The 14433-nt window shown below is 73.9% G+C and carries 16 protein-coding genes; 5 read left to right on the top strand and 11 right to left on the bottom strand.

What is annotated here, in order from left to right; all coding sequences use genetic code 11:
- Positions 1-25 precede the first annotated feature (25 nt).
- Together ACZ7MF_RS10270 and mnhG are read left to right on the top strand one after the other, a co-directional pair.
- The gene (locus tag ACZ7MF_RS10270; RefSeq protein ID WP_471477213.1) at positions 26-313 is read left to right on the top strand and encodes an MrpF/PhaF family protein; all 288 of its coding nucleotides are present in this window, start codon (positions 26-28) and stop codon (positions 311-313) included.
- Complete coding sequence (gene mnhG / locus ACZ7MF_RS10275) at positions 310-675, top strand: monovalent cation/H(+) antiporter subunit G (protein ID WP_471475705.1); 366 nt, start codon at positions 310-312, stop codon at positions 673-675. Before ACZ7MF_RS10270 ends, mnhG begins: the two co-directional genes overlap by 4 nt.
- A 13-nt stretch (positions 676-688) precedes the next feature.
- Here mnhG and ACZ7MF_RS10280 read toward each other — a convergent pair whose 3' ends face one another.
- From ACZ7MF_RS10280 to ACZ7MF_RS10315, 8 genes are all read right to left on the bottom strand, one after another.
- Complete coding sequence (locus ACZ7MF_RS10280; protein ID WP_030870383.1) at positions 689-1216, bottom strand: NUDIX hydrolase family protein; 528 nt, start codon at positions 1214-1216, stop codon at positions 689-691.
- Positions 1217-1296: 80 nt separating this feature from the next.
- The gene (locus tag ACZ7MF_RS10285) at positions 1297-2445 is read right to left on the bottom strand and encodes an amidohydrolase family protein (RefSeq protein WP_471475706.1); all 1149 of its coding nucleotides are present in this window, start codon (positions 2443-2445) and stop codon (positions 1297-1299) included.
- Between the two features lies 1 nt (position 2446).
- Positions 2447-3847, bottom strand: coding sequence for a gamma-glutamylpolyamine synthetase GlnA3 (glnA3, locus tag ACZ7MF_RS10290; RefSeq protein WP_471475708.1), 1401 nt, complete (start codon positions 3845-3847; stop codon positions 2447-2449).
- A gap of 112 nt (positions 3848-3959) precedes the next feature.
- Entirely contained in the window at positions 3960-4805 is an 846-nt protein-coding gene (locus ACZ7MF_RS10295) for a hypothetical protein (protein ID WP_471475709.1), read from the bottom strand.
- Between the two features lie 149 nt (positions 4806-4954).
- Positions 4955-5605, bottom strand: a complete 651-nt coding sequence (locus ACZ7MF_RS10300; protein ID WP_471475710.1) for an endonuclease — start codon at positions 5603-5605, stop codon at positions 4955-4957.
- A 2-nt stretch (positions 5606-5607) separates the two neighbouring features.
- On the bottom strand, positions 5608-5940 hold the full coding sequence (locus ACZ7MF_RS10305) for a DUF3140 domain-containing protein (RefSeq protein ID WP_471475712.1): 333 nt from the start codon (positions 5938-5940) through the stop codon (positions 5608-5610).
- Positions 5886-6206, bottom strand: coding sequence for a WhiB family transcriptional regulator (locus tag ACZ7MF_RS10310; protein ID WP_471475713.1), 321 nt, complete (start codon positions 6204-6206; stop codon positions 5886-5888). The genes ACZ7MF_RS10305 and ACZ7MF_RS10310 overlap by 55 nt, the downstream gene beginning before the upstream one ends.
- Positions 6207-6286: 80 nt before the next feature.
- A complete protein-coding gene (locus tag ACZ7MF_RS10315) occupies positions 6287-7096 on the bottom strand; it encodes an alpha/beta hydrolase (protein ID WP_471475715.1) in 810 nt (269 codons plus the stop codon).
- A gap of 178 nt (positions 7097-7274) precedes the next feature.
- On the opposite strand from ACZ7MF_RS10315, the gene ACZ7MF_RS10320 reads away from it, so the two are divergent.
- From ACZ7MF_RS10320 to ACZ7MF_RS10330, 3 genes are all read left to right on the top strand, one after another.
- The gene (locus ACZ7MF_RS10320) at positions 7275-8462 is read left to right on the top strand and encodes a thiolase family protein (RefSeq protein ID WP_471475716.1); all 1188 of its coding nucleotides are present in this window, start codon (positions 7275-7277) and stop codon (positions 8460-8462) included.
- 77 nt (positions 8463-8539) lie between these two features.
- The gene (locus ACZ7MF_RS10325; RefSeq protein ID WP_471475717.1) at positions 8540-10081 is read left to right on the top strand and encodes a long-chain-fatty-acid--CoA ligase; all 1542 of its coding nucleotides are present in this window, start codon (positions 8540-8542) and stop codon (positions 10079-10081) included.
- Positions 10082-10143: 62 nt separating this feature from the next.
- Entirely contained in the window at positions 10144-10917 is a 774-nt protein-coding gene (locus tag ACZ7MF_RS10330; protein WP_356866538.1) for a sulfite exporter TauE/SafE family protein, read from the top strand.
- Here the strand turns inward: ACZ7MF_RS10330 and ACZ7MF_RS10335 are convergent.
- The 3 genes from ACZ7MF_RS10335 to ACZ7MF_RS10345 form a co-directional block, all read right to left on the bottom strand.
- Positions 10844-12964, bottom strand: coding sequence for an MDR family MFS transporter (locus tag ACZ7MF_RS10335; protein ID WP_471475719.1), 2121 nt, complete (start codon positions 12962-12964; stop codon positions 10844-10846). The two genes, ACZ7MF_RS10330 and ACZ7MF_RS10335, sit on opposite strands and share 74 nt — an antisense overlap.
- Before the next feature lie 88 nt (positions 12965-13052).
- Positions 13053-13826 (bottom strand): precorrin-6A synthase (deacetylating), encoded by a 774-nt coding sequence (gene cobF, locus ACZ7MF_RS10340; RefSeq protein ID WP_471475720.1) that lies wholly within the window; start codon positions 13824-13826, stop codon positions 13053-13055.
- Positions 13827-13883: 57 nt separating this feature from the next.
- The gene (locus tag ACZ7MF_RS10345) at positions 13884-14423 is read right to left on the bottom strand and encodes a DUF309 domain-containing protein (RefSeq protein WP_471475722.1); all 540 of its coding nucleotides are present in this window, start codon (positions 14421-14423) and stop codon (positions 13884-13886) included.
- Between the last annotated feature and the right edge of the window lie 10 nt (positions 14424-14433).

Consider the following 14433-nt stretch of genomic DNA (forward strand, 5'->3'; position numbering starts at 1 on the left):
CACCCTGCACGACGTCGAAAACGCCATGCTCGTCGCCTCGCTCGCGATGATCCTCGTCGCCGGCGCACTGCTGCTGTACCGGATCTGGTACGGCCCCTCGATGCTGGACCGAGCCGTCGCCCTGGACGTGGCCGCGGCGCTCATCATCGCCGGCATCGGCGTCAAGGCCGCCCACGACCGCGACTCCTTCTACTTCCCGGTGATGCTGGTGCTCGCCTTCCTCGGCTTCACCGGCTCGGTGGGCATCGCCCGCTTCATCGCCGTGCGCGACCGGCCCACCGTGCGCCCGGACGGCAGGCAGGACCACCGGTGAACGCCTGGACCGAGGCCGCCGACCTGGCCGGGACCGTCCTGCTGCTCCTCGGCTGCCTGCAGTGCCTGCTGGGTGTGATCGGGATGGTCCGCTTCCCCGACGTGCTCTCCCGCAGCCACGCCGCCACCAAACCGCAGACCCTCGGGATGCTCCTCGTCCTCACCGGGGTGGCGCTGAGGCTGCGCCACGGCACCGACGTGGGCACCCTCGCGCTCATCGCCTTCTTCCAGTTCCTCACCAGCCCGGTCGCCTCCCACCTGGTGGCCCGCTCCGCCTACCGCACCGGGCAGACCGGGTCCCGGGGCCTGCTCAGGGACGACCTGGACCCGCAGCTGAGCGACGGGGACCCGCGCGAGGAGTAGCCCCGGGAAGCGCTCAGCCCACGCAGCCCACGTGCGCCAGCGCCTGCTTCAGCAGCACCCCGTGCCCGCCCGGCATCTCGCTGCGCACCGCCTCGGACAGGGCCTCGCGCGGATCGAACCAGACCAGGTCCAGCGCGTCCTGGCGCGGCCGGCAGTCACCCGTCACCGGCACGACGTAGGCGAGCGAGACCGCGTGCTGCCGGGGGTCGTGGTACGGCGTGACACCGTGCGTCGGGAAGTACTCGGCCACCGTGAACGGCTGGAGCGAGGGCGGCACCCGGGGCAGCGCCACCGGGCCGAGGTCCTTCTCCAGATGGCGCAGCAGGGCGTCCCGGACCCGCTCGTGGTGCAGCACGCGCCCGGAGACCAGTGTCCGGCTGACCGTCCCGTCGGGCCCGATGCGCAGGAGCAGGCCGACGCTGGTGACTTCGCCGCTGTCGTCCACCCGCACGGGCACGGCCTCGACGTAGAGGATCGGCATGCGGGCGCGCGCCATTTCGAGTTCGTCGCTCGTGAGCCAGCCCGGCGTGGTTTCGGTCATGTCAGACATCGCTTGATCATACTTTCAGCCGTTCGTGCTTCCCGGGCGGCGCTCCGGGACTGTGACCCGTCCCACGCCGCTCAGCCGTCGTCCGCCGGACCGCCGGGCAGCCGGTAGACCCGCCGGGCATTGTCCCGTCCGACCCAGCGGGCCAGGCGCAACGCGTCCGCGAGGGACAGCTCGTCGGCGTCCAGCCGCTCCTGCAGCAGACCGGCCAGTCCCTGCCGGAAGGCCAGCGCCCCCAGGTGGTGGAACTCGGCCGGCCCGTAGGCGTCGGAGCTGTGCAGCAGCTTGCGGAACGGGGTGATCTCCAGCGCCTCCGCGAGGACCGCGCCCGCCCGCGCGGGGCCGACGTGGTGCAGGGTGAGCCCCACGTCGAGGTACACCCGCTCGAAGACCGCGCAGAGATAGGCGGCCTGGCGCTGGTACGGCCAGCAGTGCAGCAGCAGGACCGGGATGGTGCCGGCGGTCAGGTGCAGCCAGTCGGTCAGCAGGGCGGGGTCCACCCGGTGCAGGCGGATGTCGCTGTCGCCGAACCCGGTGTGGAGTTGCAGCGGCCGGCCGAGGTCCACGGCGGTCCACAGCAGGTGCCGCACGAGCACCGGGTCGTCGAGCCGGCCGCCGCCGCGCGCGAGCCAGCGCCGGGCAGCCCCGGTGACCTCGGCGGGCGAGGGGCGGGCCGGGTCCAGGTCGAACCCGGTGCGGTAGGCCGCTACTGACTTGACGGCCACCACCCCCGGCCGCCGTACCGCCTCCCACGCGGCCGTGCGGAACGCCCGCGCGTACGCGTCCGGTTCGACCCCGGCGGCCGCCACCGCCTCCGCGACGCCCTCCAGCCGGACCACTTCGTACGCCCTCGCGTCCGCGGCCTCGGCCAGCTCGGCCGGACTCGTCACACGGTGCGGGGCGTACCCCGTGTCCACACAGAACACGCCGGTGTGCGCGGCCCGCAGGAACCGCCGGTTGACCTCGGCGGCGCCCAGCTCGGACCGCCGGGCCAGGTACACGTCGGCGGGGGAGTGGCGCGGCAGACCCAGCAGGGGCGCACAGTGGCGGCGCACGGCGAGACCGACGGGGCTGTCGAAGGGGGAGACGCCGGGCCACGCCTCGCCCTCGGTGAGCAGGGACTCGAAACCCGCGCGGTCCAGGTCGTCCGTGACGGCGCCGTGGCAGTGGTGGTCCACCAGCTCCAGGGCGGCCAGCCGCTCGTCCACGGGTCCGGCGGCCATCTCAGTACTTCCAGCGGTACGCCGCCGCCACACCGTCGTCGTCCAGCCCCTCCACCGACCCGGCCTCGCCCAGCCGCACGGCGATCACCGCGTCGGCCAGCACCGGACCCAGCGCCTCGCGCAGTACGCCGTCGGCACGGAAGGCGGCCACCGACTCCGTGAGCGTGACCGGCAGCCGCCGCACGCCCCGGGCAGCGGCCGCGGCGGGACCGAGCCGGGCCGGGTCGCCGGTGATCTCCTCGGGCAGCGGGGCGGACGAGGCGAGCCCGTCCAGTCCGGCGGCGAGCACCGAGGCGAGGGCGAGGTACGGGTTGGCGGCGAGGTCGACCGGCTTCACCTCCAGGTTCGCCGCGCGGTCGCGGATCCCGGCGGTGCCGGTGACGATCCGCAGCGCGGCCTCACGGGTCTCCCGGCCCCAGGCGGTGAACACCCCGGCCCACTGCGAGGGCCGCAGCCGCAGTCGGCTGGCCGGGCTCGGCGCGGTCAGCGCCGTGAGCGCCGGGAGGTGGCCGAGCACCCCGGCCACGAAGGACTCCGCCTCGGCGCTCATCCCGTACCGGGCGGTTCCGCCCGCGTGCAGGTTCCTCCCGTCGCGCCAGGCGGAGAGGTGGAGATGCCCGCCGCTGCCGACGCCCTGTCCGAGGACGGCCGGGGCGAAGGAGACGCGCAGCCCGTGCCGCCGCGAGACCGCCCGGATCGTCTGCCGCACCAGCACGCTGTGGTCGGCCGCCGCCACCGGATCGAGCGCCCCCACCGAGACCTCGAACTGCCCCGCCGCGTACTCGGGATGGAACTGCTCCACGTCCACACCCTGCGCCGCCAGCGCCGCCAGCAGGTCGGCGGCGCAGTCGCTCAACTCGACCTGCCGGATCGCGCCGTACGCCGGTCCCGACACCGCCGGGACGAAGGCGTCGCCAACCGCGTCGCCCCGGCCCACGACCCACTCGACCTCGACGGCGGCCTTGAAGGAGAGGCCGTGCCGCTCGGCCGCCCCGGCCACGATCCGGCGGAGCACGGTGCGCCCGCACGCCGGATGCGGGGCGCCCTCCTGCGTGATCCGGTCCACCGGCGCCCAGGCCCAGCCGGGCTGCGCCGCGAGCACCGTCAGCCGGTCGAGGTCGGGGTAGAGGCGCAGGTCGCCGTCGGGGGAGCCCAGGACGTCGGTGCCGACGATCGAGTCGTCGGCCAGGAAGGTGTCGAACACCGGCGACATGCCGACGCCCCAGGCCGCGGTCGCGGCGAGCTTCGCCGTGGGCACGGTCTTCACCCGGGCGATCCCGGCGGTGTCGACGTACGCAAGGACCACGCCGTGCACGCCCTGCCCGGTCAGCTCGCCGCTCAGCGCCGTCGCCCGCTCGACCTCACCGGGGCGCCCGCCGGGCACGGGGTCGCTCTCGCTCACGTCTCGGCTCCTTCGCGCGTGCGCCGTCCGTCGCGGACCATTGTGCCGCCCGGTGATCACCCTGTCCGGGTTTCGCCGGATGTGCGCACGACGCGGTGAAGGCGGGCCGGGGTCAGTCCATGGTGGTCGGCTGCGGGGACGGAGTCCCGCCGTCCAGGACGGTCTGCAGACGCTCGGTGCCCTGCCGCACCGCCTGTTCGACCGAGTCGGTCTGCCCGCCCTCGAGGCCGCCGCCCATGACGGTGACCGCGGAGGTGTCGACGCGCACCGTGGCGACGTCCACGGTGAGCGTGACGGGGCCGCCGTCGGCGTCCCCCTGGACACTCACCCGCAGCCCCGTGCGGGCGTCACCCACGTCCGGCACCGACGCCTCGGTCACCTGGACCGTGCGCTTGGCGCCCCCGGAGCCGGTGGCGGTGAACTCGTCACAGGTGTCCGGCAGGGTCCGCAGCCACTTCATCCGGGCGTCCAGACCCGCCCGGTCGTACCCGGCGACCTGCTCCAGCAGACGGGAGTCGCCCTGCTCGAAGCCGGTGAGGGCCGACGGTCCCGACGGGTCGCCCAGCAGGCCGTCGTCGTAGAGGGCGTCCAGCAGTGCCTGGCAGTCCGTCGCGTTGGACTTCGCGGTGAGGAAGCCCGCCACGTCGACCTCGCCGACGAGCAGCCGGTCGCGCCACTTGTCCGCGTCCTGGACCTGGTTCCAGTTGCCCTCCAGGTCGGCCTCGGTGAGCAGGGCGGCCTTGGCGCCGGTCTCGGTGAGGGCGGCGGGGGAGGCGCTGGGGGAGCCGGTGGGGGTCTGCTTCGCGGCGTCGGGCCGGGCGACCCCGGCCTGTTCGGCGGCGGTGTCCGAGGCGCTCTGCGACCCGTCGCCGTCCGAGCAGGCCGCGGTGGTCAGCAGCGCGCCCGCCGCCAGGGCGGAGGCCAGGAGACGGACGGGTTGGGACGGACGACGGCTCATCGCGGGATGCCTCCTGGGACGGGAAACGGTGTCCTCAGCGCATCACCGGGGCCGGGGGCGCACCAGCGCACGGGCCTGTTCGGGTGACCGGCGCGGCTGTGGGCGGAGGGGGGAGGAGGACCGGGCGGGGGCCGCCGGGTCCGGCGCACTCAGCCCACGCGGTCGAGGGTGTCCTCGGCCACCTCCTTGTCCACCGCCGCCCGCACCAGGGCGGCCGCGAGCACGGCGGGTTCCGTCTTCCCGGCCAGGGCGAGGAGCCGGTCCTGGTCCCCGGGCAGACCGAGTCGCTCCGCGCCCCGGAGGGCCTTGCGGTCCAGCAGGGGGCCCGCCTCCGGCCAGACGAGCTGGACCTCCCGCAGGAAGATCTCCGCGCCGGTCGGCCCCATTCCGGGAAACTCCTGGAGCAGCCGCCGCACCTCGGAGACGTCGCCGTCCGCCTCGTCGCGGAGCCGGCGCAGGTCGCCGCCCCACCGCTCGGTCAGCAGTTCGGCGGCCTCGCCGAGCTGGGTGGCGGTGCGCTCGTCGTAGCGCCGGTAGCCGCCCCGCCCGAGCGCGTCCACCCGCTGCTGCCAGGTGGCCCCTGCCATGCGGCGCGGGTCGCGCAGTCCCGCCTCGCTCAGGGCGCGGGCGGCGGCGACCGCGATGGAGGCGCTGATCCGGGCGCTGAGCAGGTGCGCGAGGACCAGCAGCCGGTACAGCGGCTGCGGGGTGTCCTTGAGCCGGATGCCCGCCTCTTCGGCGTACGTCTGCCCGTGCGCGTCGACGAGTTCGCGCACGGTCCGCCGTTGGTCGCGGCCCACGGCTACGGCTTCAGCGGGTCGTGACCGACCGTCATGAGCCGGTGCCGCAGGCGGGTGTCGTCGGACGCGGGCTCGTTCTCCAGGTCGGTCTGCGAGGTCACGGTGTCCAAGACCTTGCGCATGGCACGCAGGTCGTCCTCCGTCAGGTCGGTGCGCCGCTTCTGCAGGATCGCGAGGACGTGCTGTCCCAGCGGCGGCCCGGCGTCGTCCGGCAGCGGCTCGGTCAGCTCGCCGGAGTCGCGCACCCGGAGCCAGTCCGCGAGTTCCGCGGAGGTCATGTTCACCACGCGGTGGAAGTCCTCCCACAGCGCGTCGAGTTCGAGGGCGTCGGCCATGAGGTGTCCCTCATTTCGTCGTGCGTACGTGCGTGCGGCGTGGTCAGCCGGAGCAGCGCGACGCGCTCCGCCTCGTCGGTGCCGCCCCAGACGCCCGACGTCTGCCCCGATTCCAGGGCGAAGGCCAGGCACTCGGGGGTCACCGGGCATCTGGCGCAGACGCGCTTGGCGGCCGCCGTGTCCCGCAGGGCGGGTCCGGCGGTGCCCACCGGGAAGAACAGATCGGGGTCCTCATCCACGCAGGCGGCGCGGCGCAACCACTCCATGGGGGCGCGGGTGCCCAAGGGGAGCGGGGGACAAACGCCCGCTGGACGGCGGCCCCGACACCGCCCGAGGGCCCGCCGCCTCAGCGGGCGAGCACGCCGTCCAGGAAGCGCGTGACGTCCGCGAAGACCTCCGCCCGGTTCGTCTCGTTGAAGACCTCGTGCCGGGCGCCCGGGTAGATCCGCACGGTCAGGTCGCCGCCGCTCAGCGGCTCCACGCCGACGCGGCTGCCGGGCAGCGGCACCAGCCGGTCGTCGTCCCCGTGCACCCACAGCAGCGGCAGCCGGCCGACGTCGCCGCCCTTGGCCACGGTCTCCAGCGTCCGCACGAACGCCCGGAGCGTCGGCCGCTTCATCGGCCCGTGCCAGACCAGCGGGTCGGCCGCGTACGCCGCTCCCACCGCCGGGTCGCGGGAGAGCGAGGCCGGGCTGATCGGGGTGTCGGGGATCTCCTCCAGGGCGAGCAGCCGGCGCGGCAGCTCCCAGTCGCCGATGACGGGCCCCGACAGCACCAGGGCCGTCAGCTGCCCCGGGTGGCGCTGGGCGTAGCGGGAGGCGATCAGGCCGCCCATGGAGTGGCCGAGCATGACGAGGGGCAGGCCGGGGTGGGCGGCTCGCGCCAGCTCGGCGACGGCGTGCACGTCGGTGACCACGTCCTCGAAGTCCTCGACGACCACCCGCTCGCCGTCCGAGCGCCCGTGCCCGGTGTGGTCCGGCGCGTAGACGGCCGCGCCGTGGCCGGTCAGGACGCCGGCCACCTCCTCGTAGCGCCCGGTGTGCTCGCCGTAACCGTGGACCAGCAGCGCCACGTAGCGGGTACGTGCGGCGGGCCACTCGCGGACGGCGATCCGCCCCCGCGTTCCGGTCAGCGTGTGCTCGCGGGCCTCCGCCATGGCTCCTCCGGCTGCGTCGGTGACGGTCGTCCGGAGGATCTTCCCAGGACACCGTCCGGCGGTCTATAGTCCAAAACTAGCAGTGCTAATTAAGGGTAGTGCTCATCAAGGTTCGTGGTGGTCGACGCGGCGGCGGTGCGCCGTCCGGTGACCCCGCGACGACGGTCAGGAGTCCCTCGTGCGTCCCGTCCACTTCGCGGCCGCCCGCCGCACCCCGATCGGCAAGCTGCGCGGCGCGCTGTCCACCGTCCGGCCGGACGACCTCGCCGCCGCCGTGATCCGCGGCCTGGTCGCCGACGTGCCCGCGCTCGACCCGGCCCGGATCGACGACGTGTACTGGGGCGCCGCCAACCAGGCGGGCGAGGACAACCGCAACGTCGCCCGCATGGCCGCCCTGCTCGCCGGCCTGCCCGAGACCGTGCCCGGCGCCACCGTCAACCGGCTGTGCGCCTCCGGCCTCGAAGCCGTCACCACCGCCGCGCGCACCATCGCCGCGGGCGAGGCCGACATCGTCCTCGCGGGCGGCTCCGAGTCCATGAGCCGGGCCCCCTTCGTGCTGCCCCGCCCCGACGAGGCGCTGCCGCACCGCATCGAGACCGCCGACACCCGGCTCGGCTGGCGCCTGGTCAATCCGGCGATGAAGGACCTGCACGGCCTGCTCGCCATGGGGGAGACGGCCGAGGAGGTCGCCGAGCGGTACGGCGTCCCGCGCGAGCGTCAGGACGCGTTCGCCCTGCGCAGCCACCGCCTGGCCGCCGAGGCCCGGAAGAACGGCCGCTTCGACGACGAGATCCTCCCCGTCGAGCGCCCCGACGGCGTGGTCGTCGACACCGACGAGTGCGTCCGCGAGGACACCTCCCTGGAGAAGCTGGGCCGCCTCAAGCCCGTCTTCCGCCCCGGCGGCACGGTCACCGCGGGCAACGCCTCCCCGATGAACGACGGCGCCGCGGGCCTCCTCCTGGTCAGCGAGGAGGCGCTGAACGACCTCGGCCTGGAGTCGCTGGGCCGGTACGTCGCGGGCGGCTCGGCCGGCGTCCACCCCGACGTCATGGGCATCGGCCCGGTCCCCGCCACCCGCAAGGTGCTGGCCCGGGCCGGCTGGAGCGTCGGCGACCTCGCGGAGGCCGAGTTCAACGAGGCGTTCGCCGCCCAGGCCCTCGCCTGCGTCGACCAACTCGGCATCGACCCCGACCTGGTCAACCCCACCGGCGGGGCCATCGCGCTCGGCCACCCGCTCGGCTGCTCCGGCGCCCGCATCCTCACCACGCTGCTCCACCGCATGCGCCGCACGGGCGCCGGCCGCGGGCTGGCCACGATGTGCGTGGGTGTGGGGCAGGGCAGCGCGGTCCTCGTCGAACGTCACTAGGTCCCATTGGGCGTAGAACCCCCAGCCGCACAGCCACCCCTCTGCGGAGCCGCAGCAAGGAAACGGAGCAACACCCCATGGCAACCCTCTCCGTCGCCGCCATCCTCGCCGAGAACGCCCGGCGCCGTCCCGACAAGGAGGCGCTGGTCGAGGGCGACCTGCGGCTGACCTTCGCCGAGGTGTGGCGGCGGGCCCGCGCCCAGGCCGGTGCCCTCGTCGGCCTGGACGTCCGGCCCGGGGACCGGGTGGCGCTGATGGCACCGAACACCGCCGACTTCCCCGTCGCGTACTTCGCCGTCGCCGCGGCCGGAGCCGTCGTGGTGCCGGTGCACCTGCTGCTGTCCCCGGCCGAGGTCGAGCACGTCCTGCGCGACAGCGGCGCCACCCTGCTGCTGTGCCATCCGGCGCAGGCGGAGACCGGAGCGGCCGCCGCGCGGGAGGCGGGCGTACGGATGATCACGCTCGGCGCGGAGGCCGAGTTCGGCAGGCTGGCCGCCGACGCCGAGCCGCTGCCCTCGTACGTCACCCGGGACGCCGACGACCCGGCCGTCGTCTTCTACACCAGCGGCACGACCGGAGTGCCCAAGGGCGCCGTCCTCAGCCACTTCAACCTGGTGATGAACGCGACGGTCAACGCCTTCGACGCGAACGACATCCGGCCCGACGACGTGGCGCTCGGCGCGCTGCCCCTCTTCCACGCCTTCGGCCAGACCGTCTCCCTCAACTCCACCTGGCGGGCGGGCGCGACCCTCGTCCTGCTGCCGCGCTTCGACGCGGCGCGCGCGATCGACCTGATGGTGAAGGAGGGCGTCAACACCTTCCACGGGGTGCCGACCATGTTCGTCGCCCTCGCCGCCGCGGCGGCCGGGGCCGCGGCCCTGCCGGAGCTTCGGGTGTGCATCTCCGGCGGCGCCTCGCTCCCGGTGGCCGTCCTCGAACGGTTCGAGAAGGCGTTCGGGGCGAAGATCTACGAGGGGTACGGGCTGTCGGAGACCTCTCCGGCGGCCGCCGTGAACCAGCCGGTGTTCGGCGCCAGGCCCGGCACCATCGGCCACCCGCTGTGGGGCGTCGACGTGGAGATCGCCCGCGCGGAGGTCGAGGACGCCGTGGAACTGCTGCCGCCCGGTGAACTGGGCGAGGTCGTCGTCCGCGGCCACAACGTCTTCTCCGGCTACCTCGGCCGCCCCGAGGCCACCGCTCAGGCGCTCGTCGACGGCTGGTTCCGCACCGGCGACCTGGGCACCAAGGACGAGGACGGGTTCCTGAGGATCGTCGACCGGAAGAAGGACGTCATCATCCGGGGCGGCTACAACGTCTATCCCCGGGAGGTCGAGGAGGTGCTGATGCGCCACCCCGGCATCGCCCAGGTCGCCGTCATCGGGCTCCCGGACGAACTGCACGGCGAGGAGGTCTGCGCCGTGGTCGTGCGCGCCCCCGGCACGACGCCCGACGCGGTGCCGGACGCCGCCGAGGTCACCGAGTGGTCCAAGCAGCACCTCGGGCGGCACAAGTACCCGCGCCGGGTGGAGTTCACGGACGAGTTGCCGCTCGGGCCGAGCATGAAGGTGCTGAAGCGCGAGCTGAGGGTGACGTACACCGACCGCCAGGGATCACGCTAAGGATCAATGGGCGAGACGGTGCTTACGGCGCCGGTGGGGTGCGCATAGCATCGGTCCCCGCAATGGACACCATGACGCTCTGGCACCTCACCGGCTGGGAATTCGCCGCCCTCGCCTTCGCGGCCCTGCTCGTCGGCTTCTCCAAGACCGCGGTGAGCGGGGCCAACACGGTCAGCCTCGCGATCTTCGCGGCCGTCCTGCCCGCCCGCGCCTCCACCGGCATCCTGCTGCCGGTGCTGATCGCCGGGGACATCCTGGCCGTCCTCACCTACCGGCGCCACGCGCACTGGCCCACCCTGTGGCGGCTGTTCCCGGCGGTCGGCGTGGGCGTGGTCGTCGGCACCCTGTTCCTGGTGTGGGCCGACGACGCGGTCGTGCGCACGTCGATCGGCGTGATCCTGCTGTTCATGGCCGGAGTGACGGTGTGGCGCCGGCGCCGGGCCGACGCCGCCGAGCAGCCGGACGAGGTCACCTCGCGCACCGGCCGCGTGAAAGCCCGTTCGTACGGCGTCCTGGGCGGGTTCACCACGATGGTCGCCAACGCGGGCGGCCCGGTCATGTCGATGTACCTGCTCTCCGCGGGCTTCCGCAAACTCGGCTTCCTGGGCACGTCGGCGTTCTTCTTCCTGATCGTCAACGTCTCCAAGCTGCCCTTCAGCGCGGGGCTCGGCCTGATCGACGGCCACTCGCTGCTGCTCGACGCCGCGCTGGTCGTGTTCGTCGTGCCCGGCGCGTTCCTCGGGAAGTGGGCCGTGAACCGGATCAACCAACGCCTGTTCGAGCGTCTGGTGATCGCGGCGACGATCGTGGGCGGTCTTCAGCTGCTGCTCGCCTGACGCGCTGCGGGAGACCGCTGCTGAGGTCCTCCACCAGCAGGCGCTTGGCGATGGCGTCGACGGCGGCGCGCAGCTCCGTGTCCGTGGGGCGCCCGATGTCCCGCTCCACCCGGTCCTCCAGCCAGGTCGCCCACGCCCGGCCGATCACCAGCGCCTCGCGGGCACCCGCGTCGGTGTGGGAGAGCAGGGAGCCGTGGCGGGTCAGGAACCCCTCCTCGACCATCCGGTCGAAGACCGGCAGCAGCACCTCCGGCGGCAGCCGTCGGCGGGCGGCGATCAGGCCGAGGCTGGCGTGCCCGACCAGCCGCGTGAACAGGTCCACCTGCATCACCGCCCAGGCACCGGCGACATCCAGCCGGGTGTCGCTGTCGGCGACGATCCGGCGCGCGGTGTCCAGCTCCGTACCGCCGATGATCTTTCCGACGGAGGCCTCCAGCGTCCGCCTGCTGCTGGCGTCGTGCGGCGAGGCGAAGCCCTCGCCCATGTCCGTGGAACCCGCGCGGGCGCTGTCGCGCAGCTGGACCTGCTTGAGGAAGAGCGCGACCAGGAAGCCCAGGGCCGCGACCGGCACCGTCCACAGGAACACGGTCTGGATGGTGTCCGCGTACGCGCCGACGATCGGCGCCGAGGCCGGGGGCGGCAGCCGGTGCACACCTTCCGGACTGGTCGAGGCCCTGGCGATCACCGACGGGTCGGCGGCCCCGGTGCGGGCCGCCGCCGCGACGCCGTCGCGCAGGTTGGGGCCGAGCGCGTTGGCGTAGATCGTGCCGAACACCGCGGTGCCGAAGGAACTGCCCAGCGTACGGAAGAAGGTGACGCCGGAGGTCGCGGTGCCGAGGTCGGAGTACTCGACCGTGTTCTGCACGGCGATGGTGAGCACCTGCATGGACAACCCGATGCCCGTGCCCAGCACGAACATGTACAGCGACTCGAGGCCCGCGCCCGTGTCCGGACCCATCAGCGACATCAGGTACAGGCCGACGCCCATCACCAGCGTGCCCGCGATGGGGAACAGCCGGTAGCGCCCGGTCTTGCTGACCACGTTGCCGCTGAACACCGAGGCGATCAGCAGCCCCGCCACCATCGGCAGGGTCCGCACCCCGGAGACGGTGGCCGAGTCGCCGTCCACGTACTGCAAGTACGTCGGCAGATACGTCAGCGCGCCCAGCATGGCGAAGCCCACGATGAAGCTGAGGATCGAGCAGACCGTGAACACCGGGTTGGAGAACAGCCGCATCGGCAGCATCGGTTCGGCCGCCCGGGTCTCCACCCAGCAGAACAGCCCGAGCGCGATCAGCCCGCCCGCGAACAGGCCGATGATCACGGCCGAGCCCCACCCGTACTCGTTGCCGCCCCAGCTCGTCGCCAGGATCAGCGCGCTGGCGCCGACCGCGACCAGCGCGATGCCCAGGTAGTCGATGACGGGACGGGCCGCCGACTTCACCACCGGGATGGTGCGGGCGGCGGCGATCACCACGACGACCGCGATGGGCACGTTGACGTAGAAGGCCCAGCGCCAGGACAGGTGGTCGGTGAACAGCCCGCCCAGCAGCGGACCGATGACCGTCGCGACGCCGAACACCGCGCCGATCGCGCCCTGGTACTTGCCCCGCTCCCGCAGTGGGATGACGTCCGCGATCAGCGCCATCGCCGTCACCATCAGGCCGCCCGCGCCGACGCCCTGCACCGCCCGCCACAGGATCAGCAGCGGCATGTTGGTCGCGAGCCCGCACAGGAACGAGCCGGTGATGAACACGACCGCGGACACCTGGAAGACGACCTTGCGGCCGAACAGGTCGCCGAACTTGCCGACCAGCACCGTCGCGACGGTCTCCGCGAGCAGGTACGAGGTCACCACCCACGACATGTGCTCGGCACCGCCCAGGTCCGACACGATCGTGGGCAGCGCGGTGCCCACGATCGTCTGGTCCAGGGCCGCGAGCAGCATGCCGAGCATGATCGTGACGAAGACGACGTTGCGGCGCCGCCGGTCCAGCACGGGCGGCTGGGTGGCGACGGTCCGTGGCGATTCCTCGGCGACTGTCACACGGTCACGATCACACCGGTGCACGGGCCACGCATGCGGGGACGGTCCGCCCGGGTGCGCCCGTGAACCCGGCCAGGGGCCGTCCCGGTCAGCGTCCGCCGGGATTGCGCCGCAGCAGGTACGTGTCCATGATCCAGCCCTTGCGCTCCCGGGCCTCCGCGCGCAGCCGCTCGATGCGGGGCGCGGCCTCGGCGATCGGGCCGGAGTCGAGTATCTCGTCCGGGGTGCCCAGGTAGGCGCCCCAGTAGATGTCGATGTCCTGGTCCGCGTACTGCCGGAAGGCCTGGTGGGCGTCGAGCATCACGACGACGTCGTCCGCGTCCTCGGGGAAGCCCTCGGCGAGCCGCCGCCCCGTGGTGATCTGCACCGGGCGCGCCACCCGGTTCAGCCCGGTCCGGTGCCGGGCGACCAGCGAGGAGACGCTGCTGATGCCGGGCACGACGTCGTACTCGAACGCCACCGAGCCCCGCTCCAGGATCTCCTCCAGGATGCCCAGCGTGCTGTCGTACAGCGCGGGGTCGCCCCAGACCAGGAACGCGCCGGTCTCGTCCTCGCCCAGCTCCTCGGCGATCAGCCGCTCGTAGATGCCCGCGCGGGCACTGCGCCAGTCCCCGACGGCGGGGGAGTACGCCGCGCCGCCCGCGCTCCGGTCCCGCTCGGGGTCGCGCGCCTCGACGACCCGGTACGTCCCCTCCGGTACGTGCGCCTCCAGCATGTCCCGGCGCAGCCGCACCAGGTCGGCCTTGGCCTCGCCCTTGTCCAGGACGAAGAACACGTCCGTGCCGCGCAGCGCCCCGACGGCCTGGAGCGTCAACTGCTCGGGGTCGCCCGCGCCGATACCGATCACATGAATTGTCCGCACGCCACGAGTCTGCCGTACGCCACCGACAACGCCCCGGCCGGGCCGCCCCGGCGGGATTCAGCCCCGCAGCCGGGGCGCCCGCGCCGCCGCGTCCACGGACCCGCCGCCCTCCACGTCGTCCGCCAGCTCCCGGGCCCACCCGGCGACCGCGCCGAGACCCATCCCGTACGGCCGCTCCCGCCCGGCCCCCGACGCCGCCCACGCCGTGACGGCACCTGCCCCGCGCCGCAGCAGCCGCGCCCCGCCGGTGGCGTTGCCACGCGCCGAGTGCGTGAGCCCGACGGCCAGCTGGGCCATGCCCCGCCACAGCTCCCGCTCCTCCTCGGGCCCCGACTTCCAGGCGTCCTCGAAGACCTCGTGCGCGTGGAAGGGCTTCCCGTCGTCCAGCAGCCGCTGCGCCTCGTCGACGGTCGCCTCCGGAGCCCGTACGACGCCCTCGGGCTGGCGCGGCACGCCGTCCGCGCCGTACGGCAACGGGCGTCCGAGCCCGTCCCGTGGCCGGGCGTTGCGCGCCCGGCCCTCGTCGTCGCGGTCCCGCCCCTCCACCGGGCGGTCGGAGGCGGTGCTGTCCACGGGGCTGTCGGCAGAGCTGTCCATGGGACCGATT

It is taken from the genome of Streptomyces sp. NPDC111628, assembly GCF_055635195.1.